The organism is Paenibacillus sp. PastF-3 (genome assembly GCF_029893135.1).
GTDB lineage: Bacteria > Bacillota > Bacilli > Paenibacillales > Paenibacillaceae > Paenibacillus_AQ > Paenibacillus_AQ nitricinens.
In genome coordinates, this window is the sequence record NZ_JARXWM010000032.1 from 18,695 (window position 1) to 43,979 (window position 25,285).

The following is a 25,285-nucleotide window of genomic DNA, read 5'->3' on the forward strand; positions in this document are numbered from 1 at the left end:
GTTTGTCATCTCCTATTTAAATCTCCTCCGGCGATAGTCCCTTTAACAGATCACCTAGTTATACAATGAATATCCTTCCAGTTCCTTTCCCATAATACAAAGAGAAGGGAGTCTGGTACCATGTCACGTGAATCAACGAGTCCACCCAAACGAAAAAGCCGCTTCCGCCGTTTATTCCGGCTGCTGGTAGCCATGATTATATTGTTTCTACTGACTACGGGAGCTCTGCTCGGTTACCTATATCAAAAAGATCTCCCCCCCATTGGTGACGATGTGCGCTCCAAGCTACTCGACTCCAGGGGCAATATTCTTGCCACCTTTACCTCAGACGGACGTAGCCGTGAACCGGTCAAATTAAGTCAAATTTCTCCCCTGCTCATTGAAGCCACATTAGCCGTCGAGGACCGTAAGTTTTACGAGCATTCCGGATTTGATATGAAGGGAATGGCTCGGGCCGTGCTCGTCAATCTGGAAGAGGGAAACCGAACGCAAGGGGCTAGCACGCTAACTCAGCAGCTCGCGAGAAATCTTTATCTATCCCACGAGAAGACATGGACGCGCAAAGCTAAAGAAGCCTTGTATACGATGCAGCTCGAGATGAAATACAGCAAAGATGAAATCTTGAACATGTATTTAAATAACATCTACTATGGTCATGGTGCCTATGGCATTGAAGCAGCCTCTCAAATGTATTTTGGTAAATCTGCAGTGGATTTAGACTTGGCTGAGAGTACCATGCTAGCTGGAATCCCAAAAGGACCAACCAATTATTCGCCTTACAATCATTTAGACAACGCTAAAAAACGCCAAAAAATTATTTTGACTGTCATGACCAATTTAGGAGAAATCACACAAGAAGAAGCAGGAAAGGCTGTTCAGGAGAACTTGAACTTAAAACCACAAGGCCAGAAGGATACCACTGTGGTTGCACCTTATTTCAGAGATTATATCCGCAATCTGGCCACAGAATCTCTTCACATCAGCAGTGATGAGCTGGAACAAGGGGGGCTAAATGTGTACACTACCCTTGACCCTGACATGCAGCATGCCGCAGAACAAGCAGTCGACAAAGAGATGGATCAAAAGAGTGATCTGGAGACTGCTCTTGTTTCCATTGATCCTCGCACTGGTTACATTAAAGCTATGGTCGGCGGGAAAAATTATCGTACCAACCAATACAATCATGCTCTAGCCACCACACGTCAGCCTGGCTCATCCTTTAAGCCGATCATGTATTTAGCAGCACTCTCTTCTAAAGAGATGACTGGTCTTTCCGTTTTCAAAAGCCAGCCAACGATGTTCCATTATGATAATAATCGCAAAACCTACCAGCCTCGGAACTTCGGGGATAAGTATCTGGGCGAAATCAATATGCGACAAGCCATTGCAGCATCCGACAATATCTATGCTGTGAATACGATCATGAAGATCGGCGCGGATAAGGTGAGCGAGATGGCAGCCAAGATGGGCATTAACAGTCCGCTTCAAAGCGTGCCGTCACTGGCACTCGGTACCTCACCGATCAGTCCGCTAGAAATGGCTGCGGCATTCGCTGTTATTGGAAACAGTGGTCAAAAAATGCCAATCACAGCCATTCTAAAAATAACGGATTCTAATGGAATGGTGCTGTATGAAGCACCACAGCCAAAGGGTGAAGCCATTGTAGAGCCTTCTGCCGCCTATGTATTGACCCGTTTAATGGAGGGGGTATTTGAGACAGGGGGGACAGGAAATCGCGTTGCTTCTATAATCAAACGTCCGGTAGCCGGCAAGACTGGAACTACGGATACAGACGGCTGGATGGTAGGCTTCACCCCCGAGCTATCCACTGCAGTTTGGGTTGGATATGATAAGGGGCGCGATATCACAACTACCGACGGTCGACGGGCAGCTCCAATTTTCGCGGAGTTTACTGAAAAAGCGTTGGAAAATATCCCGCCTAAGATTTTTCCCATTCCAGATGGCGTAATCAGTGTATACATCAATCCGCAGTCCGGTAAGCTCGCTACAGCAGCCTGTCCCGAAAAAGAACTGGAGACTTTCATTAGCGGAACTGAGCCCACCGAATACTGTGATCAACACGGCAAAGGGCCCGCTGAAGATGATGTACAAAGCAAAGTAGATCCTGCTGAAGAAAGTCGTTCCCTGTGGAACAATATTAAACGCTGGTGGTTGAATTAACCTCTTCATTCATTGAAGAGGTTTTTCTTTTTTATTACTTATTTATTGTAGAATCCATAGGATGGCCAAACTCGATTTTCACTTCTCCCGCAAAGGATGTAACCGCTTCATTAATTATATTCACCCCATTCTCTTAACTCACAATTACTGCTATAATAGTTAGTAGCAACCAAAATATAAAGATGTAAATGAGGGACATGGGATGAAGGATACAGGCATGATCCGGAGTTTAGACAGTCTTGGGAGAATTGTGGTTCCCGCAGAAATCCGTATGACTCGTAATATCGACATTGGTGATCCTATCGAATTTTTTATACTAAACGATAACACCATCATACTCAGGAAGTACACCTCGACAGAATGTACATTTTGCAGAAGCCACGACCATGTCACCTACTATAAAGAGCAATTTATTTGCAGTAGCTGTCTAAAAGAAATTGCCGACCCTGAACGCATGTCTCAAGTGCCTGAGACACGCCAAGATTTTGCAAGCGAAGTGTCAGAGCACAGCAGCACGATCCGGAAGACGAAGACAGAGGATATGTGCCAACGCCTGGAGCGGGCCATAGAAGAACATCCATATGCCAATCAGAAAGAGCTTGCTGAAATTCTTGGGATCAGTCAAGCCAGAGTAAGTCAACTCAAACGCAAACTTAGTACGGCAGGCAAATCGTAAACTAATTCATTGTGTTCAATTCAAAAAAGCTTCGACTCTCCTATTTCAGGATGTCGAAGCCTTTTTTCTGTATCAGGTAACCTTGACCGGGTAATTCGTTCCTACTCAGTCAGTGCAGCCTTAAGCTCATCAGAGGACGCAGTCCACCATGTCTCATTATGAGAGATCAAGAGGGATTTTAGGGCGTTTTTTTCAACTGCGCCAAGTCCTCCCACATCGATTTTGCGTTTTAGAGCAGCATCCAACTTATTGACATGCTCGGCGAGAATTTTCCAACCGCGACGCGCTTCCGTATCGATCCACATTTCGCAGGCCGTTATTCCACCATAAAATTGACTATCCTGTGTACGATCCACGGCTACCCATACCACCCAAACCTGTCTACCATTAGGTACATCTTCACGGTTCATGGAGAATTTAATTCCCTTTTCAACCTTACTCTTGGCATGCATGGCACCAATATCAATGACTGCTTCACCGCCATCAATAATGACAGGTGATACGTTATTGAGCTCTATAGAGCCTGCTCCAAAGCCTTTATGTTTACTTTTGGCATTCACAATATTTAAGGCAATCTGTTTCTTGCCCTCCGGTTGTATGTTGTCCACCAGTGCACACCCTTCCTCTTACGAATAATTTAATTTTAGCTAATAATGCGGCGATTGCAAACATATACATCCCGTAGATGCTTGTCACGGGAGGAATCACACTATGAAGTCACTGTCATTAAGGTACATCATCATCTTTGCGACCCTGGCCACCCTCGTGCTTTTAGGAGGCATATGGGTCAATTCGGGGGATAACTCTACATCTTCTGTTACTAGCTTTGTTTCAAAAGAGGCCAAGTCCTCAAGCGGCACAGCTCCTGCAGCTGCACCACAGCAGACACTGCCTGATAGCGCCCCCGTTCCAGCAGAAGAGGCATTAAGTCAACGAGTTGTCGAGTATCACATCGATGTTCAGCTTGTTCCTGATACAGAAACCTTAATTGCTTCTGAGACGGTAACCTGGACACACCCCGGTGTAAAACCGGTAAGTGATCTATATTTTCATATGTATCCTAATGCTTTTTCTTCACCAGATACTACCTTTATGAAGGAGTCCGGAGGAACGCTCCGAAGTGACACCATGCCAGAGAACGGCTTCGGAAATATGACTTTAACCGATTTGCGCACAACAGAAGGAACTTCTCTAATGCAAAGAGTGCAATTTGTACAGCCCGATGATGGTAACGTCAACGATAAGACACTCCTAAAGGTACATCTCCCACAGCCGGTTAATGGTGGAGAAAGTGTCACGCTTAAACTCCGGTACGAGGTCCAGCTCCCCAAAATATTTGCCCGTATGGGCGCATCAGGCAATTTCGTGATGGCTGGGCAATGGTTCCCTAAACTTAGTGTATACGAGCCTATGGGCACACGTGGGGTTAAGGAGGAAGGCTGGGATTTGCATCAGTATCACGGCACCTCTGAGTTTTACAGCGATTTTGGCATCTTTAATGTAACGATTGCGGTTCCTTCCGACTACACGGTAGCTGCGACCGGATTTCCTGTGAAGAGTGCCAAGCTAAAGCAAGATCAAAAAATATATCAGTTCTACGCTGACGATGTCCATGACTTTGCTTGGGCGGCATCTCCTGATTTTACAGTAGCCGAAGAAGCCTTCTCTACGCCAGAAGTGCCTGGTGTACGGATTAAGGTGTATCTCGATCCATTACACAAAGACTTAAAGGAACGATACCTTCAGGCCGCTAAGGCTGCTCTGACCTACTTCAGCAAATGGTATGGTCCTTATCCCTACTCGACGCTATCTATTGTCGTTCCGCCTAAGGAGGGCAATGGAGCTGGAGGAATGGAGTATCCAACACTCGTTACAGCGTTTGGAGCGACAGACTCTTCTCCTGACACCTCACTTGAAAGAACCGTCGTTCATGAGATTGGCCATCAATACTTCTACGGTATGGTGGCCAGCAATGAATTCGAGGAGGCTTGGTTAGACGAAAGCTTTACTTCTTATGCTGAAGACAGACTCATGGAGCAAGAATATGGCATCAAAACGAATCTCCCTCTTCAGTCCAGCCTGGTGACCAAATCAGAGCCGCTAAATTTAGAGACATGGAAATACGCCGGGGCAGAATCCTATAGCCGGAATGTGTATATTCGCGGAAAGCTAGTACTCAAGGATATTGAACGCCAAGTAGGCACTAAAGCAATGAACAGCATCATGTCCACTTACGCACGTAAATTCCGTTTCCAGCACCCCACTACATCTGATTTTCAAAAAGTCGTTGAGAAGATAACCAAAAAATCATGGCAGCCTTATTTCGAAGATTATATTTATGGTGGTGGTGCTCCTGATTTCTCAGTAGATACGATTACGATTAAAAAGAATGGCAACAGCGATGCTCAGAGCTATGAATCCATAGTAAAGATTACAAACAAAGGGAGCCATTATGTTGACGTTCCCATTAAATTCACATTCGACGATGGCTCTGCGACAGAGCGGGTCTGGAGCGGTGAAGGGGCAGAGACTACATTCCAATTGTTAAGCGATAAGCTTCTCCTCTCTGCTGAGGTTGATCCTGAGCATACCGTTCTTTTAGAAAGCAAACATCTGAACAACTTCAGACTGGCGGAAATAGAGCCCAAAACACTCTCCCGCTGGACATTAAGTGTAACTAAACTAGTTGAAACCGTGCTCGGAACTCTTGTCTGGTGAGGTGAATGATTGTGAGAACATCGATAACCCGCGGCTGGCAAAGCATGAAGGAGCAATTTTATATTCTGATTCTGCTCTTCATCTACCGACTGCTCTGGGGCTACTTTATGTACGGCTTCATCCGGTCTGCTATCGTTCCTATTCTGCTGCGCTATCCAGATAAAGACGCTGGAGGCAGCGGAATGGGCAGACTACTCTATTATGTCGAAGGACAGTTCAGCTTGAACACAGATCCTGCGATACGTACTTGGTTATGGATGTTCCTAGGACTTGTTGTCTTTCGACTTCTGCTCTCCCCCTTCATAAGGTCAGGATTACTGCATGAACTCCATCAGGAGCGAAAAGGAGAGCGTGGCCTGTTCTTTTTTCCCGGTATGAAGCTTTATGGATTTCCTGTGTTTATCTTCAGTCTAATCGAATGGGTGCTCGCACTACTTCCGTTATACTGGCTCGCTCCAAAAATGTACGGGCTATTCTTGTCCTCCTTTTTGAACTACTCTTTGTTACTTCATCTAATTCCATACGTATTGGCATGGCTTATATACATCTTTATCGTACGCCTGTTCCTTCTATATATGCAGTTTGGTTATACCAGCGGCACGGGGATGTTCTCCTCCCTATTCATTTGCTTGAAGTCGCTGATTCCAGCAATAGGCATTTCAATCCTACTTGGTGCAGCAGGTCTGGTTCTTTTGCTAATATGCGGACTAACGGGTCTCTTCTGCCCTGGCCTACCGGCGCTGATTATCCGTCAAATCTCACCCCTGCCTTCTACACTCTTCAAAATGTGGGGAATCTCAGCACAATATCATCTATGGCACAGTAAAGCATTCCCACAATAATTCAAGGTCTTACAGCACATAATATAAGAGTCCCGGTTCCTCAATCAGGAGCCGGGACTCTTTCGCGTTATAGAAAATTATGTCGATTTGCAAAATCATAAAGACTTTGTTACAATAAGTCCTGTTCCATTGGTAACAAGTTTGTAATCATTTGAAACGATTTCTACATAACTTCATGTATTTATCGTAGTTTTGTCGATAAGTCACTATCTGGTGCATAAAACGCCGAATTCCTGGCACCAGGAAGTGGGGGAACCATATTTTGGGTGAATTGATCTCGCTTTGCAGGGATCATAGGGAAACTTCTACCGAATCCTTAAGCTAACCTCACAGGCATTGGAAGGGGTACAATTTTTTTGAAGAATTTAAGAAAAGCATGCGTCGCTGCGGCGCTAGGACTTGTGATGGCGTTCTCTATTGGTGGAGGAAGTGCCTTTGCAGATTCTAAGATGGACAGTGTTATTTCAAAGACAATTGGAGTTGCCTATAAAACCGGAGGCACTAGCACTGCCGGGTTTGACTGTTCTGGATTTACTACGTATGTATTCAAGAAGGTGGGTCTTTCTTTGCCCCGTACTTCAAAAGCTCAATATAATGTTGGAACTCCTGTAGCCAAAAGCAAGTTGCGTTCAGGTGACCTAGTTTTCTTTAACACATTGGGCAACGGCGTATCCCATGTCGGCATTTATGTTGGAAACGGAAAATTCGCACAATCATCATCTTCATATGGCGTAACCATCACTTCACTTAGCCAGTCCTACTGGGCCAATCGCTACGTTGGTGCTAAAAGAGTAATGAGTACTTCCTCATATCAAGCTGTAGCCTACGATTAATACTTCGCCACAACTAAACCACACAATTACATTATATAGGACCTGGGTTTGATTATTGACTTAATCGAATCCAGGTTTTCTTTTGCCTCATTATATTCTTTACACCTCTAGAACAGACTTTAAACAATTTTATTTGATAAAAATTTCAATAAATATAAAAATTAGTTTAATATTATCGCTTACATATGCATTTTGTCTTTAAAAAAACGAATTTTTCTGCATGATTATGTTAAAAACGATTGCCAAGCGGCACTCTGTTTGTTACAATAACTGCAGTAAGATTTTAGTAACATTTTTGTAATCATTAAGTTGTTATTTACAAAGGTTTTGTCATGTATTGATTACAAGCTATTCCTAATCAACAGTATCAGCCGAGTTTCCTGACTATTAGGAAAACGGGGGAACCAACTTTGGGTGAATTGACCTCCATTTTTAGAGGGGTCATAGGGGACCTTCAACCGAACCCTTAAGCTAACCTCGTAGGCATCCGGAAGGGGTATAAACTTTTGAAGAAGAAGCTAGCAGCAGCAGTACTTAGCTTTTCCATTATTTTCACCATTGGAGCAGGAAGCGCTTTCGCGGATTCCAAAATGGATAAAGTGATCGACAAGACCATCGGAACTAAGTACGTATCCGGCGGCATCTCCACAAATGGATTTGATTGCTCCGGATTTACAATGTATGTATTTGATAAAATTGGTATTAACCTACCACACCAATCAGGTTCCCAGTTTCAAATGGGTACTGCTATCTCCCAAGATGATTTAAGATCTGGAGATCTTGTATTCTTCAATACAAGTGGCAAGGGTGTCTCCCATGTCGGTATTTATGTCGGTGAAGGCAAGTTTGCACACGCATCTTCCTCACGCGGTGTAACGATTAGCTCCCTGAGTGATAGCTACTACGTGAAACGCTACATCGGCGCTAAACGCATTATGAGCACGGATGCTTATCATTCTGTTGCTTCTGAGACAGAAGATAATGATGATGTTCAATAAGTAAATCGTACATAGGCTCTTTTCCAAGATGTTGATTCTTGGGGAAGAGCTTGTTTTTTGTCTTATTTAGTATTTACCCCTCTCAGAATTTGTAAAACAATAATCTCATAAATTTCTGAGTCGACCAAGCCTATTTTTGTATATAATTAGTATACTTTCTTATATTTTAAAGCAACCCCCGTGAAAGGAGGTCCTTAACCTTATGATAAATTCCTCTGTTACGTTTCATGTAGCGCCTATGGAGACCAGTCACGCGGAAGAGATTTGCAACTGGGATTACACTGCCCCTTATAATATTTACGGCTGGATGCCATGGGAGCAAATGCAGGCTCTTGGAATCGAGTTCGGTGACCCTCAGCTACGTAATGAGCAATATGTCTCCATATTAAATGGGCAAGGGATTTTATGTGGATTCGCGCAGTTGTTTCCAATGGAAGGTGTTGTTCGCTTGGGAATTGGCATGCGCCCTGATCTATGCGGTCAAGGTCTAGGCAAAACATTCATGGATGCAATCGTGCAAGCAGCCTTAATTCGTTATCCTGAGCGTGAGATTGATCTAGAGGTATTGACCTGGAACCAGCGGGCGATCCGAACTTACCAAAAGTGTGGATTTACGATTACCGATACGTATGAGCGCCTAACCCCCACAGGAAACAAACCTTTTTATTGCATGGTCTATGACAAATAATATTAAATTCCATATTTTTCAATGATTTGATGGCATTGTCGTTCATTTTTTTGTCACAAACCCTATGATAACGCTTCACCTTGAGCTATAATGTAGGGAGCAGCTTACATAGAAGGGACGAACTGGGATGCAGAAATGGATCATGAGCGGTTTGTTTTTTGCCGCCTGTGCCTTTGCGGTAGTACTTATGTTTACACTTCCAGGTAAAGAAGAGGTAGCTGAACAGAATAAGCCGACGATGCCGGAAGTCCAATTGGATGCAGCAAAGGCGGAAGCAACCGTGAAAGCCAGCTGTATTACCTGTCACGGCGATCAGCTTCAAGGTGGAGTTGGACCCAGTCTTCAAAACGAAGGCGGTCAACATGATGCTGAAGCAATCTACAGTATTGTAACTAAAGGACGCGGTCAAATGCCTTCCTTTAAAGAAAAGCTAGCCCCTGAGGAGATTGCAAACGTCGCCCTCTGGCTCGCAGAGAAAAAGTAACTACCAAAGCAACTAAAAACGCCCGTGCCTGAAGATAGTTCACTATCTGCGCACGGGCGTTTATTTATGAGTTTGGGTGACACTAACGATTTTTCTCAAAGGCTTCATTAAATTCATGTGCCTCTCGAATATCTAGAGCTGTAATACCGTCTTCCTCATTTGATTTCAGCCGTAAAGTCACTGTCTTATAATCAATTGTAATATGTGGATGGTGATCAAAGGCTTCTGAAATGGTGGCTACTTCATCAACGAAAGCAATACCCTTCATATATTGGCTGAACATATATTTTCGCACCATGGTATTCTCTTCCAGCTTCCAACCTTCCAGCTTGCTGATCTGCTCACGCAGTTCTTCTTCCGTAAATAACAATTCATTTCCTCCCTTACTAAAAATTGCAGTAAAATCCGCAGGTCCCATTACTCGTCTTATTCGTTAAACAAAACATCCCTTAGCTTCTGAGGTCCAAGGGATGTGCCAGGATAAAGGCAATATTTTCGATTAAATGTATTCAAGAATCCCAGCGATTATAACTCGGCTACACCAATTTTAACACGGGCTACTAACTACGGGCAAATTACGCCCCGTCGCCCCCTCTTCTTAAATCAAAACAACAGAGGCTAAATCCTCTTCTCCGACTAAAATATTAATGCGGTGCGTGTCCTTATCATAAATGATAACGCCGCTCCCCACCTCAATCATAGGTTCATTACCCAGCGCGAAGAAAAGATCCTCAGCCAGTGCCTCCCATACCTCCATCTTGGATTCCTGCGGCAATTCTTGCCACTCTTCCGGATCCATTTCAAAAAATAAGTACCCATCGGAAATTCTGCCGACAGCCTCAGTCAAATCCGTTAGGATTTCACCGTAATCTCTACCATGCTTTACACCCACATGTATCACTCCGTTTTCTCCACAGATGAATAATTACTTACCTTATCCATTATAGCCGAAAAAATGACTTCACAAAAAACGGAATGATGTCGATAAATAAGAATATACGTTATTCGGTTTCGCACAGAGTGCCTTGCCGCTGTTTCAAGGATGATATACGCGGCTTTGTCGGAACACATCTTATAATCTCATGGACGAGGTGCATAATGGAAATTTCAACAATACTTGGTTTAATTTTTGGTCTAGTTGCAGTTATTTGGGGTATGATCCTCAAGCACGCTCCTCTTCACGCTTTAGCCACACCTGCTGCTTACGTTATTATCTTAGTGGGTACGGCAGCTTCCATCTTTATGGCCTTTCCGTTCTCAGAGGTCAAGAAGATTCCAAGTCTGTTTAAAATGATTTTTGTCAAAAAGAAATTAATCAGTAAACCCGAATTAATTACTATGTTCATGGAGTGGGCTTCTATTACACGGCGTGAAGGTCTGCTGGCTCTTGAGTCGAAAGTCGATGAAATAGAAGATAACTTCCTCAGAAATGGCATGCGGATGATTATTGATGGAAATGATCAGGATTTTGTCCGCGATGTTCTTATGGAGGACATCCACGCCACAGAGGATAGACATAAAGCAGGCGCACTCATTTTCTCACAAGCAGGTATGTATGCTCCTACACTTGGCGTACTCGGGGCCGTTATCGGACTTATCGCCGCTCTGGCTGATATGAGTGATATGAACAAATTGGCTGCAGCAATCGGGGCTGCCTTCATCGCAACACTACTCGGTATCTTTACAGGTTACGTATTATGGCATCCTATTGCCAATAAGCTAAAACGACTTTCCAAACGTGAAATTGAAGTTCGAATGATGATGGTCGAAGGTCTTTTGTCCATACAATCCGGTGTATCCACTATTGCCATCAATCAGAAGCTTGCTGTCTTCCTAACACCTTCGGAACGAGCTAAGTTAAATGCTGAGAAGGAGAGTGGATCGGGTGAGCAAAAAGACTAGACGACACGAAGAGCATGAAGAACACGCCGATGAATCGTGGCTACTGCCTTATTCTGATCTCATGACCCTTCTGGTAGCCTTGTTCATCGTAATGTATTCTATGAGTGCAACGGATGCCAAAAAATTCGAAGAGATGAGTCAAGCCTTCAGTTCCGCTCTTAATGGCGGTACAGGTATTCTTGAAGAGCGGGCGGCAATGCCATCTAAGACTCAAGAGGATTTAGGAAAAAATGATCAAATGGATAAATCAGTAGCCAAGAAAACCGAACAAACAGAAATGGCTAAGCTGCGGCAAAAGGAACAAGAGGATTTAGAGAAGCTTAAAAAGCAGTTTGATCAATATATCAGCAAGAACGGTCTAACCGATCTTCTCAGTACTAAGCTCAATCAGTCTCAGCTTATGATTACGATAAGCGATAACGCGTTGTTCGCTTCCGGACAGGCTGTAGTTAAAGATGATTCTCGGCAATTAGCAAAGTCCATCTCAACCATGCTGCAGCAATTCCCGGATTATGATGTTGTCGTGCAAGGGCATACTGATAATATCCCTATCTCTAATAGCGACTATTCTTCCAACTGGGACCTGAGCGCCGATCGCGCCCTTCAGTTCATGAAGATCTTGCTAACAAATACGAACCTGAATCCACGGAAATTCAGTGCGATTGGATACGGAGAATACCACCCGATTTCTGAAAATACTACAGCTGTTGGAAGAAGTAAGAACCGCCGGGTTGAAGTATCCATTATTCGTAAATATCAAGAAACCAAAGAGTTCTCAGGTATAGCTCCTACTGATGAATAATGGTTGCCTTAACACAAAGCATAAAGAGCTGCCCCAAGGTCTTAGACCGATGGAGCAGCTCTTTTTTGACAAAATCTTATTCAAATCTAGGATCTTTTAAGCTATAGAAGTTGGTAGTTCAATGTAGCCCCAAGTTCTTGCTTCTCTTCAGCAGACAACTCACGCCATTCTCCTGTTTGTAATGCCCCTAGACGAATATTCATAATCCGAATGCGTTGCAGCTTTCTAACCTCGTAGCCAAAAGCGCTACACATACGGCGGATCTGCCGATTCTTACCCTCCGTCAAAATAATACGGAATACACGCTCTGTAATACGAGTAACCTCACAAGGTAGCGTCTTTTCACCCAATATCTTTACGCCACTGGACATACCGGTAATAAATGATGGCGTGATCGGTCTGTCTACAGTAACAACATACTCTTTTTCATGCCGACCTTCAGCCCGCAAAATCTTATTAACGATATCCCCATCGTTGGTAAGCAGAATTAAGCCTTCTGAATCCTTATCGAGCCGCCCAATCGGGAAGATTCGCTCATGATGACCTACAAAATCAACAATATTACCCTTAATATGCTGTTCTGTAGTTGAAGTGATACCCACTGGCTTGTTTAACGCAATGTAAACCGTCTGGCTTGATGTTTCAAGCGCAACACCATCTATTCTTACATCATCGCCTGGAACGGCCTGACTGCCAAGCACAGCAGGTTGTCCGTTGATCGTAACTCTACCACCTTCCACCAGCTTATCTGCTTCACGGCGTGAACAGTATCCTGTCTCACTGATGAATTTATTGATTCTCACGTTGTCCTTCACTCCGTTCATCCTTAATATTAAGCCAAGAGGTATCCGTACCAGCTGCAGGCAGCTTGATCATAACAGTTGTCCCTTGACCCACTTCACTTTGTATTTCCAAATGACCCTTATGAGCCTGAATAATACGTTGACTAATCATTAGCCCTAAGCCTGTTCCCGATTCCTTATTGGTGAAGAAGGGCTCACCCAGCTTAGGCAGCATATCCTTAGGAATTCCTTCGCCTTGATCTGAAATAAGAATGAAAACAGAATCCAGGGTATTTCTTAACTCCATTGAAATCACACCACCATCAGGCATGGCTTCAATAGCATTTTTGACGATGTTAATAAACACCTGCTTGAGCTGGTTCACTTCACAATGTACGGTAGATGGGTATTCAGAGAACGTAGTACTAAACTGAATCCCAAACAAATGAGCTTGACTGTCTAAAAGAGAAACCACATCCCCAAGGATATCCCGTACATCTTTTTCCTGAAAATGAACAGCTTGAGGCTTGGCCAAAATCAAAAATTCACTTACGATCAGATTAATCCGCTCGAGCTCAGACAACATCAGTTCAATATGGAGGGGGACCAAAATCTGCTTTTCTTGTTGAAGCTGCAGAAATCCTTTTAGCGTTGTAAGTGGATTTCTGATCTCATGTGCAACTCCAGCGGCTAATTGGCCTACTGTAGTCAGTTTCTCAGAGCGTCTAAGCAGTTCTTCCATACGGTTACGTTCCGTCATATCACGTGAGACGTGAATAAAGGAATGTGGATACCCGTCTTCATCACGGATCACTGAGGTACTAACACTAACTTCAACAATTGTTCCATCCCGTTTAAGTCTTACGGTTTCAATTGGTGGTAGAACCGCACCACTCTTTAACGCATCAAGCCGCTCTTCCTCCTGCTTAAGCGCTGTCGCAGGCACAAGGTAAGGCTTATTCCCTAGCACCTCTTTGGCACTCCATCCATACAGTTCTTCGAAGGCTCTGTTCGTACTAGTAATTCGGCCGTCCATATCGATTGTATGTATCGCATCAGAGGTCCCATTAATGACGGATTCCAAATGTTCCTTAACTGCTCGGTTCTCTTCCAGTGTCTGTTTGAGCCGATTGGTGCGCTGCATGAGATGAGCTGTCATAGCGTTGATTCGTAGTGCCAATTGCCCTAACTCATCCCGGCTAGTTACCTTGAGTGGAGGCTCGAATTTCCCTTTGGCCACATCGTTCACTTTGGCAAGTATCGCCTGAATCGGACGAGTAACAAATCCAGACAGTATGTAACTGCATAACAAGAATAATGTAAGTAATAACAGAGATGTTGTCAGATTATTAATTAATTGTTCATGAACCACTGATGAAATTACGGAGTAATCCAATACGACTCCAATCACATAAGCCTTCAGTCCAGGAGATTCGATAGGGATATAGCTTTTGAGCACTCTTTCCCCATGTACCTTCATCTCAAGTGTAACCGGCTTCTGCTTCTCTTGAGCTAATAGAATCGCCGCTCTATCCCGCTCCAGATTACCATAAGTATAAGTACCATACTTAATGGGGCGGTTACCAAGATTCTTATTCAATGCGTCACTTCCGTCAGCCTTCATACTCGCCGAACCAAATGTCACTGGGTTAAATCCTGTGAGTTCTAAGATCCCTGGATTAGCTTCTTTGGTCAGCGCTGCAATTTGATCAGGATTGGTAATTTTGACATAGTCGCTGGCTGCATTATTGAGGATAACAGGGTTTATGATGTAGTTACTTGCTTCATCATGATAATATCCCCACTTCTCAATGAAATCGAGATTGTAGGTTGAATAATCAAATGGGCCTGACCAAAAATGGTCCAAGGCCTGCCCCTGACCCACGGATACCTCCTGATTATCGAACAACTCCAAAAAGGCCAGGTGCCAGTACCCCCAGTCCTTTGTGGACACCCCAATATCACCAGGCACCGAAGACCTTGCTATTACAATATCGTTATCAGTCTTTACCAGAATTGAAATATTAGACACGCCCACCTTGGAAGTTAGGACCTTAAGTTCTTCATTCGTGATATTCTTATAATCGGGATCCAGCTCCTCGGAGGCAAAGATAGCCGCCATCCTTAAATTATGCGCAATTTGATATTCTACATAGTTAGAGCTATAGTTACTTTGTTCTACAGAAACGGCCATTTGCATAGCGGTTAGTTGCATATTATTAATGCTTTCATTCCGTAGATTGTTTTGGGCGGCATAAAGGTTAAATGTCAGGTTCAGTGCTAAAATTAGCAACACCGCCCCAAAAATAATAGCAGATAGTTTTGTCTTTATGGACAAACTGTTTGTTCACCTCTTATCCACTGGTAAATCCTTGCGGGGCCTACAATAAACATCATACCTTTTGCCCTCACATTTGAAAAGACATTTCAATGAAGCGTTACAATTCAAGAAATATTGAAATTTAAAAGGTCTTTCTCTACAATATACAAATATAAATGCCTTCGGCGTCCTAATAAGAATAGAAAGCGTCTAAGAAACCATCCACAACTTATGCACATATAAACATTTTATTATAAAACGATGTGTACAAAAATGTGCATAAGTAGGCGGTTATCCACAGAGTTATGCACATTTTGTTAAGAACGAATATTTGTTCGTTGTACAATGGATATAAAGGAAGGGAAGATGATCTTGAATATTAAAGCAGGTGAATCGCTAGATGATATGCGAGCGGTTCATGAACATTGGATGAGGCAGGCGATAGCAGAAGCCCGCAAAGCTGAAGCATTAGGGGAGGTTCCCATTGGGGCAGTGATCGTACGGCATGGTGAAATTATCGGACGCGGATACAATTTAAGAGAAACTACAATGGATTCTACAGCTCATGCAGAAATGGTTGCCATTCGTGAGGCCAGCAATGTCATGAACTCGTGGCGTCTATTGGATTGCCAGCTGTATGTTACTTTAGAGCCTTGTCCGATGTGTGCAGGAGCGATTGTACAATCAAGAGTACCACTCACTGTGTATGGCACGCCTGATCCTAAGGCTGGATGTGCTGGGACCCTCATGAATCTGTTAGAAGAACCGCGTTTTAACCATCGCACCGAAGTGATTCAGGGGATTTTACAAGAAGATTGTGCAGACCTACTAACCTCATTCTTTCGCCGTTTACGTCAAAAACCATCGAAGGAAGACAAAGGAGAGACCTGAAATGACCCTTACTTTATATCATACCTCACATGGCATCTATATTTCTCCACTAGAGCTAAAGGATACAGAGGACTTACTGGAGCTGCGTTTGAATAATCGGGTAACACATGAACCATTTGAACCACAACGCGATGAGCAATTCTACACTTTGGAGAGTCAACAACGGATCATTAATCAGCGTCTGGAGGATGCTCTGGAGGACAGAGCCTATATGTTCGGTGTCTATCTGCTTGATGGACAATTAATAGGTCAAATCACGCTGTCTAATGTCTCAAGAGGTGTAGCACAGTATGCTGATTTAGGCTATCTAATGGATCATCGGATGCAGGCAAAAGGTTACATGACCGCTGCAGTCGGATTAGTTCTAGGCTACGCTTTTCGAGCCTTAGGTCTTCATAGGGTTCAGGCAGCCGTCTTATTGCATAATGAGGCTTCTCGGAGGGTGCTGGAGAAGAGCGGATTTAAACCTGAAGGTATCGCCCGCCAGTATCTCAAAATAAACGGCCATTGGCAGGATCATCAAACCTACGCAATATTAGCCGAAGATATGCTGCCGGATGAACACAAATAACTTTCTACTGACCCGTTCAAGATTAATAATCTTATTGTTCTAATAAAAAAAGACCCGCATGGGCGTAAATCATACGCTGGCATGCGGGTCTTTCTCTCGTAACTTCTTAATTAATAAGTCCCCAAGCTACCGAATTGTTCCTCTAGTTGATCCATTGTAATTACATCATCACCTTGAGGAATGCCAATCTTAAACACTGGCTTCTCGTTAATCTTGTCATATTGACCTGTTCCGTTTATAGAGAAGGCTACGTTCGTACCATCTTCCGGATCATTTACTTTAATGTCCATCAATAAATCCTGATACACAGCAAATCCGTCTTTATTGATCGCCGTATTGTAATGGAACTGATTGATCGTAAGATACTTATCAAGATCAGCCAAGCTCTTATCGAATTCAGTTCTAGTCTCACTCGATGTGATCTCTTCTTTAGCCTTAGCCAGATCCGCATCATTAATTTGCAGCATATCCTTGTACTCTTCCTTGCTCACAATATCAATGATTTTAGGCAGGGCATTATTCACGAAGATAGTGATTGCTTCTTTAACATTATCGTTCGTCACTTGGAACTGAACGACCTGTTTAGCTTCTACACCCTCTGGTAAATTTGCATCCTTTGGACTAAGCTCATTAAAATATTTTCCTTCATCATATTCCGCTAATACAGTGTCCATTACTTCATTAGAGAACTTTTGCATTTTCTGTGTATCAAGAGAGCTGGGATTAAACTCAGCACCCTCTTGCTCTGCCAACGCCTTTAGATCCACTTCTACAAATTTATTGACGATGGTCTCCGGAATCGGAAAGAACGGAATCGATGGAATCTTAACATACAGCTTCTCAGTGGTCATCACCATAGGGACATTGAAGCTCATGCTCATATCTCCCTTAAGATTCAGAACCATAGTTAGCTCTGTCTGCATTGGATCAGCCTGGTAAACACCGTCAATAGTTATATCAGCGTTCTTAAGCATGCTGAGTACCTGTGTGGTCATTGCAGCAGATTCAGCGTCAGCGGTCTCGATGGTTAGATCGTTGATCGAGAATTTACTCTTCATTTCATATGAAGACATCGCAGTCGCTTTTGTAGCGGCTGATTTTAAGGCCTCTTTTGGCGCCTCCTGTTTACTTCCACATCCCGGCAGAATTACCGCTGCTGTAAGCAACAGTGCCGCGGCGGATAAACCCCATTTTTTGTTCATTATTTTTCTCCTCTCCCATGTAAAAAAAATCTCCCCCCCTTATGATAAACTATTTGTAAAAATCAAGAAACACTTCTTTATAATTGTTATTGTTTTTATTTATTATCCTTGCGGATTATGATGGTCAACATGATTAGCCTGCTTCACCTTTTTAGAGCCAGAAAGTGGCTCTGGTGCAGAAGAATTATGCTCCTTTCTGCGCTCGCCATCGTTAGGCTGTGCCCCGGGAACTGGAATACTTTTCGGCTTTGACATTGTTCATTCCTCCTAAGGATTAGTTATACTCTGTAGCGCCTGAGCACACTCGTGAATTTGTCGTGAATACTGTTGTGCTAATAGCTGTACTGCATCATTGTGCTCATCAATATGAATTCCACTCTGCTCCACATCAAGCAGATCAACAGCGACCTCCCTGCTATCTACATATCTGCAGCGAAAATCAAGTGAGTACCCTTGACGTCCCGCAGCATTAAAATGAATAAGCAGACTATTCGGATCACCTTCATCCGCTAGTACATTGAAACTGTCCCCATCCTCCATTAACGCAGGCAGGCGTTCTTGCCAGGCCGAGACAAGATTATGCTGATCTACTTCCAATTGTCTGTCCATAATTATGATCATCCTCCTTCCCTAATACATTGCGGAGAAATCAATCTTTTTATTCTCAATGGAACTAGGTTCATCAAACAATGCCTGAAACTGCACCATTTCAAGCACAACAAAAAACCGCCTCCAAAGGAGACGGCTTCTATCTGCTTATTTCTTATATTTTCATAAAGGAATGGCGGAGAGGGTGGGATTCGAACCCACGTGAGCTTGCACTCTAACGGTTTTCAAGACCGCCCCGTTATGACCGCTTCGGTACCTCTCCAAATGCATATAAATTTCACATGCATTAGTAATTGTAACCTAGAGTGCGATTAAAAGCAACTGTTCTCTTAAATATTTTTAGGTTGGATCGATTTCACATTGCGCATATACGGTTGTAGACATTCTGGAATCAGAACACTGCCATCCTCTTGCTGATAATTCTCAAGAATCGCTGCAACAGTACGCCCAACAGCCAAAGCAGATCCGTTCAGTGTATGAACAAATTCAGGTTTAGATTTCGGATCTTTACGGAAACGAATATTTGCCCGACGCGCTTGGAAGTCCTCTGTATTCGAGCAAGAAGAGATTTCACGGTACATTCCACTCTCAGGCAGCCATACTTCCAAATCATACGTCTTAGCCGATGTAAAGCCCATATCAGCTGTACATAGCCCAAGTACGCGATAAGGCAATCCAAGAAGCTGCAGGACGCGCTCAGCATCTGCTGTCATTTTCTCTAACTCCTCATAAGAGGATTCAGGTGTAGTAAGTTTTACCAGCTCTACTTTGTTGAATTGATGCTGACGGATCAGACCGCGAGTATCACGGCCAGCCGAACCCGCCTCAGAACGGAAACAAGAGCTGTATGCTACATGATACTTAGGTAGATCTGCTGCAGTCAAAATCTCTTCGCGATAGTAGTTGGTTACAGGTACTTCCGCTGTCGGAATCAAATAGTATTCAGTGTCACGTAACTTAAACAGATCTTCCTCAAACTTAGGAAGTTGTCCCGTTCCGTACAAGCTGTCTTTATTCACAATGTAAGGCGGCAGCATTTCTTCATAGTTATGCTCCCCGCTGTGCAGATCCATCATAAAGTTAATAAGCGCCCGCTCTAAACGTGCTCCCAGTCCTTTATAAAAAACAAACCGTGATCCCGTAACCTTCGCTGCAGCTTCAAAATCAATAATATCGAGCTGCTGCGCAAGCTCCCAATGTGATTTCGGAGTAAATCCGAATTCTTTTGGCTCCGACCAGCGACGCAATTCTACGTTATCATCCTCAGATTTACCAACTGGAACTGAATCATGCGGAATATTCGGAATACTCATAGTAAGTTCAGCAATCTGAACTTCCAATTCACGCACTTCGTCATCAAGCTCTTTAATGCGGTCAGATACCGTACGCATTTCTGCAATTAGGTCATCTGCAGGCTCACCAATCTTTTTCTTCTTAGCTACTTCACCAGACACCGTATTACGACGGTTCTTAAGACCTTCTGTTTCTTGCAGTAATTCACGTCTGCGTAGATCAAGTTGTGGAAAATCAGCAATTAAATCCAGTGATTTACCCCGTTTCTCTAAAGCTTGTTCAACTCGAGCGTAATCACTGCGTAATACTTTTACGTCTAACACAAAGTTTCCCTCCTGAAAACAGCCTAAACTCTTTCAAATTGCTGCTTACAGCTTTGAAAGAGTCAGGATGTTCTTATATGCGATTCTGTTGTTGCACTTGCCTAGTAGCCTCTACCATATCAGCAAAATATTGATGCAGTCTGAAATCATCGGTCAATTCTGGATGAAAGGAAGACACCAGCAGGTTACCCTCCCGTGCAGTTACAATCTCATCATTATAGACTGTAAGTACATCTACACCCGGGCCTACCTCGTTGATAAGCGGTGCACGTATAAAAACAGCACGAACTGGCTCATCAATTCCTTTAACCTCCAGATCACATTCAAAGCTTTCCCGTTGACGACCGAATGCATTCCGAGCCACCGTAATGTCCATTAGCTCCAAATGCCCTGGTTCGCCGCCGGCAATTTGTTTGGCCAGAACAATCATACCCGCGCATGTTCCAAAAATCGGCTTGCCCTGATTGGAGAAATTACGTATGGCTTCGATGAAGCCATATTTTCGCATCAGTTTACCGATCGTTGTACTCTCACCACCAGGAATAATTAGGCCATCAACCTCCTCAAGCTGCTCTACCCGCTTGATAGGTACGCCCACTGCTCCGGTCTTCTCTATACTAACAATATGCTCCGTAACTGCGCCTTGAAGCGCCAGCACTCCTATTTTCATCCGGCAACCTTCTCTCTATTAACGGCCACGCTCCGACATACGTTCAGCCGGGGTTAGAGTTGCAATATCAATCCCCTTCATGGGTGCGCCAAGGTTCTTAGATACTTCTGCAATCAGTTTGTAATCCGTATAGTGTGTAGTGGCTTCAACGATCGCACGGGCAAATTTCTCAGGGTTGTCCGATTTAAAAATACCTGAGCCTACAAACACACCATCCGCACCTAGATGCATCATTAGGGCAGCATCGGCAGGAGTTGCTACACCGCCAGCAGCAAAGTTAACAACCGGCAGCTTACCAAGCTCATGCACTTCAAGCAGTAGCTCGTAAGCAACTCCCAGGTTCTTAGCTTCATTATATAGCTCATCCTTGGACAAATTAGTTACTTTGCGGATTTGACTATTGATAAAGCGCATATGACGCACTGCTTCAACAATGTTGCCTGTTCCTGGTTCACCTTTCGTACGGATCATGGATGCACCTTCATTAATACGTCTCAAGGCTTCACCCAAGTCTTTAGCTCCACATACGAACGGAACAGTGAACTCACGTTTATTAATATGGAAGACTTCATCAGCAGGAGTAAGAACTTCACTCTCATCCAAATAGTCAACACCCAAGGATTCCAAAACCTTTGCTTCTACGTAATGGCCAATACGAGCCTTAGCCATAACAGGGATACTTACCACTTTGATAACTTCTTCTACAATTGTAGGATCGGCCATCCGTGCTACACCGCCAGCTGCGCGAATATCAGAAGGCACGCGTTCCAATGCCATAACAGCTACTGCACCCGCAGCCTCAGCAATTTTTGCTTGTTCTGCATTCATGACGTCCATAATGACGCCGCCTTTTTGCATTTCTGCCATGCCTCTTTTAACGCGCGATGTTCCAGTTTCCATGTCCTAGCCCCCCGAATGATCTATCTTAATCTAACTTGTAATTTTACCCCAATGAAGGGAAATATACAATCCACTTACTCGGATTAACGCAATTTCAATGCTATATTCATTAGAACAAGTTCTTGATCCCTGTAAATAAATCGCCGAAGAAATCTCCAATGGCTCTAAGGAATAAACTGAACCAACCGGCTTTTTCCGCTTCTTCGGCAGTAATCAGATTAACTGTCTTCTGCTGAACATCAGACATGCCTTCAACTTGGTAGGAATAAGTAACCTTACCCACTTTAGCAGATTGTTCTATAGGAGCAACTAAGGTTGCTGGATCATTGATTTCAACGGTTGTTTTAATTTGAGGAGAGGTTGTTCCCTTAGGGACGATAAACGAAACAGCTTCATCCGTAACTACAGACACCTTTTTATTTTTCCCTTTAAGAACTGGCACGGTTTCGTTGCCGGCTAACACTGCTTTAGGCGCTACAACCTGTTTAATTTCAAAATTATTAAATCCGAAATCAAGTACTTTCTTCGTCTCTGTAAAACGGTGTGGCTCTGTATTAGCCCCCATTACTACACTGATCAGACGCATACCATCACGTTCAGCTGTACCTGCAAAACAATATTTAGCTCTAGCGGTATGGCCTGTTTTCAAACCATCCAGTCCCTCATAAGCATAAGCCTTAAAATTCTGTATATTCTTATTCGATTCCAACATCCAGTTAAAGTTAATCATTGGAGCAGTATCGCGTTCACGGAACTTATAAGACTGAACCGTTGTAAATCTATTAAAATCAGGATGATCAGTAACAATATATTTGGCTAGAATAGCAGCATCCATCGCTGACATTACGTTTTCTTTCTTATCAGTTGAGCGGTACTTCTTAGGCATGTCAGCTTTGTCTAGTCCAGTAGAATTAACAAAATAGGCAGTTTTCATACCCATCTTCTGGGCAGTCTGATTCATTAGCTCTACGAATTCCAATTCTGACCCGGATACTAGTTCTGCCAAAGCGACTGTAGCATCATTTGCAGATCCGACAGCCATTGCTATGTAGAGCTCTTCAACCGTATGCTCGTCTTTTTCCGCTAGAAAAATACGTGAGCCAACCTGTTTAGACGCATTTTCCCCTACTATGACTTTTTGATCCCATGAAATCTGTCCAGTCTTCACCGCTTCTGCTACAAGATACTCTGTCATCATCTTAGTCATACTTGCTGGAGGCAAAGCCTCATCTGCATTCATAGATAGAAGAATTTCACCTGTTGTTGGTTCGATTAGAACCGCTGATTTCAAATTTAGCCCCAGTGATTCCACAGAAGGGATCTTTACTGCTTTCTGAGTCGTCTGAGTTGCAGTTCCGGCTTGTATGGTCGTAGTCGTACCTTCCTCTGCGAATGCCGGAAGTGGAGTGGAAACTAACATATTTAAAAGCAGACCTACTGTCGCTGTCTTAATCATAAATTGCTTACCGTTAAATTTCTGCTTGTGCTTCAATGATTACTACTCTCCTTTTAAACCTCATATCAATAGCTTGTTCTATTCTAACACAGGGGTACACGCAAAAAAAGACAGACAGGACGAAATAGTCCTGTCTGTCCAAAAAATAGTACGGTTAGTCCATTATACGGAATAGTTTGGCGCTTCTTTCGTAATTTGCACATCATGTGGGTGGCTTTCACGAAGTCCAGCACTTGTGATGCGAATGAAAGAAGTATCATTGCGAAGTTCTTCCAAAGACTTCGTACCACAATAACCCATACCCGAGCGCAATCCCCCGATCAATTGATGAACTGTATCCGAAAGAGGTCCTTTAAATGCAATACGTCCCTCAATTCCTTCAGGAACAAGCTTTTTATCGTCATCTTGAAAATAACGGTCTTTACTGCCTTGTTTCATGGCGCTCATACTGCCCATACCACGATATACTTTAAATTTACGGCCTTGATAAAGCTCCGATTCTCCTGGGCTCTCTTCTGTGCCCGCAAACATACTTCCCATCATTACTGCATGAGCACCAGCGGCAATAGCCTTAGTGATTTCACCGGAGTACTTGATTCCACCGTCAGCGATGACAGGAACTCCGTACTCACGAGCAACCGTTGCACAATCATAAATGGCTGTAACCTGCGGCACACCGATACCAGCGATAACTCGTGTTGTACAGATAGATCCAGGTCCAATACCTACTTTAACTACAGAAGCTCCAGCTTCAATAAGTTCACGGGTTGCTTCACCTGTAGCCACATTACCAGCAACAATCGTAAGATCAGGATACAACTCACGAATTTGGCGAACCGCTTCAATAATATTAATGTGGTGACCATGTGCAGAATCGACGACGATCAAATCGACACCTGATTTCACTAACGCTGCAGTACGCTCGAATGTATCTTTAGAGATACCAACAGCTGCTCCAACTAGTAAGCGACCCTGTGCATCTTTCGCTCCGTTAGGGAACTGAATCGCCTTCTCGATATCTTTAATTGTGATTAGGCCCTTAAGAACGTTATTCTCGTCCACCAGCGGCAATTTCTCAATTTTATGACGTTGTAAGATGCCTTCTGCTTCTTGAAGTGTCGTACCTACAGCAGCAGTCACGAGATTCTCATGTGTCATAACTTCTTTGATTGGAATATTAAAGTCATGAATAAAACGTAAATCTCTATTAGTTAGAATACCGACCAGTTTGTTGTCACTGTCTACAATCGGTACTCCGGAAATACGATATTTACCCATCAGCAGTTCAGCATCGGATACCAGATGTTCTGCTGAAAGAGAGAATGGGTTAGTAATAACTCCGCTCTCGGAACGTTTTACACGATCCACTTCTTCCGCTTGCTGCTCTACAGGCATATTCTTGTGAATAATCCCGATACCACCCTCACGAGCAATAGCAATGGCCATAGCCGCTTCTGTGACTGTGTCCATACCTGCACTCATAAGCGGGATGTTCAACTTCACATTCTTACTTAGAACTGTAGTCAAATCTACTTCCTTCGGCAGTACCTCAGATTTACGCGGAACCAACAGCACATCATCAAAAGTCAGACCTTCTTTACCAAACTTATCTTTCCACACCTGGGTCATTCCTCCTCGGTTGTTTTTAAATTATACCCGCCTACAAACTTTATAAAAGAAGAACCTTCGACTTTAAGTCCATTCACGACAGACAACTCTGTACATCTGGAAGTTGAACAAGTTCATATCTTCAATTTAGGTTTGAGATGCTTATCCAAAAATATATTATTGCCATCTTAGCAAAGGGCATTTGGACTGTCAAGAACATTACATCATCAGAGTAGGTATTCAAAAAACGACTCCCGCGTAAGCGAATTATTGGACTATTGTCCGCACAGAGTGGACATTTAGTGGTGAAATTATACAGTCCACCATACCCATCACCAATGCTTACACCTATCTCTAATGTAGTATCTCAAAATAAACCCTAATGAATTCTTCAATAATACAACAAAAAGACCACTGTCGATGACTCAACAGTGGTCTTGCGTGCTTGGCAACGTCCTACTCTCCCAGGACCCTTCGGTCCAAGTACCATCGGCGCTGGAGGGCTTAACGGTCGTGTTCGGGATGGGTACGCGTGG

The 25,285-nt window shown here is 43.5% G+C and carries 25 protein-coding genes, 1 tRNA gene, 1 rRNA gene and 2 riboswitches; of the genes, 12 read left to right on the forward strand and 15 right to left on the reverse strand.

The genetic code is table 11. The annotated features are described in order from the left end of the window. Positions 1–120 precede the first annotated feature (120 nt). Both M2444_RS32680 and M2444_RS32685 read left to right on the forward strand, forming a co-directional pair. Positions 121–2,181 carry a transglycosylase domain-containing protein gene (locus tag M2444_RS32680; RefSeq protein WP_280789054.1) on the forward strand — a complete coding sequence of 687 codons (2,061 nt, stop codon included), beginning with the start codon at positions 121–123 and terminating at the stop codon, positions 2,179–2,181. Between the two features lie 202 nt (positions 2,182–2,383). Beyond that, positions 2,384–2,857, forward strand: a complete 474-nt coding sequence (locus tag M2444_RS32685) for an AbrB/MazE/SpoVT family DNA-binding domain-containing protein (protein WP_094873257.1) — start codon at positions 2,384–2,386, stop codon at positions 2,855–2,857. Between the two features lie 101 nt (positions 2,858–2,958). Here the strand turns inward: M2444_RS32685 and M2444_RS32690 are convergent, their stop codons facing one another. Further along, entirely contained in the window at positions 2,959–3,465 is a 507-nt protein-coding gene (locus M2444_RS32690; protein ID WP_094873258.1) for a YwhD family protein, read from the reverse strand. Between the two features lie 103 nt (positions 3,466–3,568). Here M2444_RS32690 and M2444_RS32695 point away from each other — a divergent pair, with 103 nt between their 5' ends. From M2444_RS32695 to M2444_RS32720, 6 genes are all read left to right on the forward strand, one after another. After that, on the forward strand, positions 3,569–5,575 hold the full coding sequence (locus M2444_RS32695; protein ID WP_094873260.1) for a M1 family metallopeptidase: 2,007 nt from the start codon (positions 3,569–3,571) through the stop codon (positions 5,573–5,575). 11 nt (positions 5,576–5,586) lie between these two features. Beyond that, positions 5,587–6,417 (forward strand): hypothetical protein, encoded by an 831-nt coding sequence (locus M2444_RS32700; protein WP_143812435.1) that lies wholly within the window; start codon positions 5,587–5,589, stop codon positions 6,415–6,417. A gap of 213 nt (positions 6,418–6,630) precedes the next feature. Then, a riboswitch (cyclic di-AMP (ydaO/yuaA leader) is annotated at positions 6,631–6,768 on the forward strand. Between the two features lie 53 nt (positions 6,769–6,821). Then, a complete protein-coding gene (locus M2444_RS32705; RefSeq protein ID WP_042131746.1) occupies positions 6,822–7,250 on the forward strand; it encodes a C40 family peptidase in 429 nt (142 codons plus the stop codon). A 359-nt stretch (positions 7,251–7,609) separates the two neighbouring features. Beyond that, positions 7,610–7,751: riboswitch (cyclic di-AMP (ydaO/yuaA leader) on the forward strand. Positions 7,752–7,756: 5 nt separating this feature from the next. After that, positions 7,757–8,248 carry a C40 family peptidase gene (locus M2444_RS32710; RefSeq protein WP_094873263.1) on the forward strand — a complete coding sequence of 164 codons (492 nt, stop codon included), beginning with the start codon at positions 7,757–7,759 and terminating at the stop codon, positions 8,246–8,248. A 202-nt stretch (positions 8,249–8,450) separates the two neighbouring features. Next, complete coding sequence (locus tag M2444_RS32715) at positions 8,451–8,936, forward strand: GNAT family N-acetyltransferase (protein WP_094873265.1); 486 nt, start codon at positions 8,451–8,453, stop codon at positions 8,934–8,936. 127 nt (positions 8,937–9,063) lie between these two features. Then, positions 9,064–9,420 (forward strand): c-type cytochrome, encoded by a 357-nt coding sequence (locus M2444_RS32720; RefSeq protein ID WP_094873267.1) that lies wholly within the window; start codon positions 9,064–9,066, stop codon positions 9,418–9,420. Between the two features lie 82 nt (positions 9,421–9,502). Here M2444_RS32720 and M2444_RS32725 read toward each other — a convergent pair whose 3' ends face one another. Together M2444_RS32725 and M2444_RS32730 are read right to left on the reverse strand one after the other, a co-directional pair. Beyond that, positions 9,503–9,790, reverse strand: coding sequence for a 4a-hydroxytetrahydrobiopterin dehydratase (locus M2444_RS32725; protein WP_042123209.1), 288 nt, complete (start codon positions 9,788–9,790; stop codon positions 9,503–9,505). Between the two features lie 228 nt (positions 9,791–10,018). After that, positions 10,019–10,312 carry a hypothetical protein gene (locus tag M2444_RS32730; RefSeq protein ID WP_042131745.1) on the reverse strand — a complete coding sequence of 98 codons (294 nt, stop codon included), beginning with the start codon at positions 10,310–10,312 and terminating at the stop codon, positions 10,019–10,021. Between the two features lie 206 nt (positions 10,313–10,518). Here M2444_RS32730 and motA point away from each other — a divergent pair, with 206 nt between their 5' ends. Then, positions 10,519–11,322: a flagellar motor stator protein MotA gene (gene motA, locus M2444_RS32735; protein ID WP_094873268.1), complete on the forward strand. Its 804-nt coding sequence runs from the start codon at positions 10,519–10,521 to the stop codon at positions 11,320–11,322. Next, the gene (gene motB / locus M2444_RS32740) at positions 11,306–12,124 is read left to right on the forward strand and encodes a flagellar motor protein MotB (protein WP_094873270.1); all 819 of its coding nucleotides are present in this window, start codon (positions 11,306–11,308) and stop codon (positions 12,122–12,124) included. The genes motA and motB overlap by 17 nt, the downstream gene beginning before the upstream one ends. A 101-nt stretch (positions 12,125–12,225) precedes the next feature. Here motB and rluF read toward each other — a convergent pair whose 3' ends face one another. Both rluF and M2444_RS32750 read right to left on the reverse strand, forming a co-directional pair. Then, complete coding sequence (gene rluF, locus M2444_RS32745) at positions 12,226–12,927, reverse strand: 23S rRNA pseudouridine(2604) synthase RluF (protein WP_094873285.1); 702 nt, start codon at positions 12,925–12,927, stop codon at positions 12,226–12,228. Next, positions 12,914–15,244 (reverse strand): sensor histidine kinase, encoded by a 2,331-nt coding sequence (locus M2444_RS32750; RefSeq protein ID WP_280789055.1) that lies wholly within the window; start codon positions 15,242–15,244, stop codon positions 12,914–12,916. Before M2444_RS32750 ends, rluF begins: the two co-directional genes overlap by 14 nt. Positions 15,245–15,631: 387 nt before the next feature. On the opposite strand from M2444_RS32750, the gene tadA reads away from it, so the two are divergent. Both tadA and M2444_RS32760 read left to right on the forward strand, forming a co-directional pair. After that, the gene (tadA, locus tag M2444_RS32755) at positions 15,632–16,117 is read left to right on the forward strand and encodes a tRNA adenosine(34) deaminase TadA (RefSeq protein WP_256989982.1); all 486 of its coding nucleotides are present in this window, start codon (positions 15,632–15,634) and stop codon (positions 16,115–16,117) included. A 1-nt stretch (position 16,118) separates the two neighbouring features. Beyond that, positions 16,119–16,688: a GNAT family N-acetyltransferase gene (locus M2444_RS32760; RefSeq protein WP_094873274.1), complete on the forward strand. Its 570-nt coding sequence runs from the start codon at positions 16,119–16,121 to the stop codon at positions 16,686–16,688. Between the two features lie 110 nt (positions 16,689–16,798). Here the strand turns inward: M2444_RS32760 and M2444_RS32765 are convergent, their stop codons facing one another. The 10 genes from M2444_RS32765 to rrf all read right to left on the reverse strand — a co-directional run. Further along, a complete protein-coding gene (locus tag M2444_RS32765; protein ID WP_094873276.1) occupies positions 16,799–17,890 on the reverse strand; it encodes a hypothetical protein in 1,092 nt (363 codons plus the stop codon). Between the two features lie 102 nt (positions 17,891–17,992). Beyond that, on the reverse strand, positions 17,993–18,145 hold the full coding sequence (locus M2444_RS32770; protein WP_060623882.1) for a small acid-soluble spore protein P: 153 nt from the start codon (positions 18,143–18,145) through the stop codon (positions 17,993–17,995). Between the two features lie 12 nt (positions 18,146–18,157). After that, a complete protein-coding gene (locus tag M2444_RS32775; RefSeq protein WP_094873278.1) occupies positions 18,158–18,499 on the reverse strand; it encodes a hypothetical protein in 342 nt (113 codons plus the stop codon). A 173-nt stretch (positions 18,500–18,672) separates the two neighbouring features. Next, positions 18,673–18,761, reverse strand: a tRNA-Ser gene (locus M2444_RS32780). Between the two features lie 67 nt (positions 18,762–18,828). Further along, positions 18,829–20,115, reverse strand: a complete 1,287-nt coding sequence (gene serS, locus M2444_RS32785; RefSeq protein ID WP_280789056.1) for a serine--tRNA ligase — start codon at positions 20,113–20,115, stop codon at positions 18,829–18,831. 73 nt (positions 20,116–20,188) lie between these two features. After that, positions 20,189–20,785, reverse strand: coding sequence for a pyridoxal 5'-phosphate synthase glutaminase subunit PdxT (gene pdxT, locus M2444_RS32790; protein WP_280789057.1), 597 nt, complete (start codon positions 20,783–20,785; stop codon positions 20,189–20,191). An 18-nt stretch (positions 20,786–20,803) separates the two neighbouring features. Further along, positions 20,804–21,685, reverse strand: coding sequence for a pyridoxal 5'-phosphate synthase lyase subunit PdxS (gene pdxS, locus M2444_RS32795; protein WP_280789058.1), 882 nt, complete (start codon positions 21,683–21,685; stop codon positions 20,804–20,806). Between the two features lie 109 nt (positions 21,686–21,794). Beyond that, a complete protein-coding gene (locus M2444_RS32800; protein WP_094873287.1) occupies positions 21,795–23,141 on the reverse strand; it encodes a D-alanyl-D-alanine carboxypeptidase family protein in 1,347 nt (448 codons plus the stop codon). 162 nt (positions 23,142–23,303) lie between these two features. Further along, on the reverse strand, positions 23,304–24,761 hold the full coding sequence (gene guaB / locus M2444_RS32805) for an IMP dehydrogenase (protein WP_094873282.1): 1,458 nt from the start codon (positions 24,759–24,761) through the stop codon (positions 23,304–23,306). A 431-nt stretch (positions 24,762–25,192) separates the two neighbouring features. Next, positions 25,193–25,285, reverse strand: a 5S ribosomal RNA gene (rrf, locus tag M2444_RS32810); the annotation flags it as partial.

Coding starts and splice junctions, on each gene's coding strand:
- tadA (WP_256989982.1), top strand. CDS start 15,632: ATGCGAGCGGTTCATGAACATTGGATGAGGCAGGCGATAGCAGAAGCC.
- M2444_RS32760 (WP_094873274.1), top strand. CDS start 16,119: ATGACCCTTACTTTATATCATACCTCACATGGCATCTATATTTCTCCA.
- pdxT (WP_280789057.1), bottom strand. CDS start 20,785: ATGAAAATAGGAGTGCTGGCGCTTCAAGGCGCAGTTACGGAGCATATT.
- M2444_RS32695 (WP_094873260.1), top strand. CDS start 3,569: ATGAAGTCACTGTCATTAAGGTACATCATCATCTTTGCGACCCTGGCC.
- M2444_RS32765 (WP_094873276.1), bottom strand. CDS start 17,890: ATGAACAAAAAATGGGGTTTATCCGCCGCGGCACTGTTGCTTACAGCA.
- M2444_RS32685 (WP_094873257.1), top strand. CDS start 2,384: ATGAAGGATACAGGCATGATCCGGAGTTTAGACAGTCTTGGGAGAATT.
- M2444_RS32775 (WP_094873278.1), bottom strand. CDS start 18,499: ATGGACAGACAATTGGAAGTAGATCAGCATAATCTTGTCTCGGCCTGG.
- pdxS (WP_280789058.1), bottom strand. CDS start 21,685: ATGGAAACTGGAACATCGCGCGTTAAAAGAGGCATGGCAGAAATGCAA.
- M2444_RS32705 (WP_042131746.1), top strand. CDS start 6,822: ATGGCGTTCTCTATTGGTGGAGGAAGTGCCTTTGCAGATTCTAAGATG.
- motA (WP_094873268.1), top strand. CDS start 10,519: ATGGAAATTTCAACAATACTTGGTTTAATTTTTGGTCTAGTTGCAGTT.
- M2444_RS32715 (WP_094873265.1), top strand. CDS start 8,451: ATGATAAATTCCTCTGTTACGTTTCATGTAGCGCCTATGGAGACCAGT.
- M2444_RS32680 (WP_280789054.1), top strand. CDS start 121: ATGTCACGTGAATCAACGAGTCCACCCAAACGAAAAAGCCGCTTCCGC.
- M2444_RS32800 (WP_094873287.1), bottom strand. CDS start 23,141: ATGATTAAGACAGCGACAGTAGGTCTGCTTTTAAATATGTTAGTTTCC.
- M2444_RS32770 (WP_060623882.1), bottom strand. CDS start 18,145: ATGTCAAAGCCGAAAAGTATTCCAGTTCCCGGGGCACAGCCTAACGAT.
- M2444_RS32720 (WP_094873267.1), top strand. CDS start 9,064: ATGCAGAAATGGATCATGAGCGGTTTGTTTTTTGCCGCCTGTGCCTTT.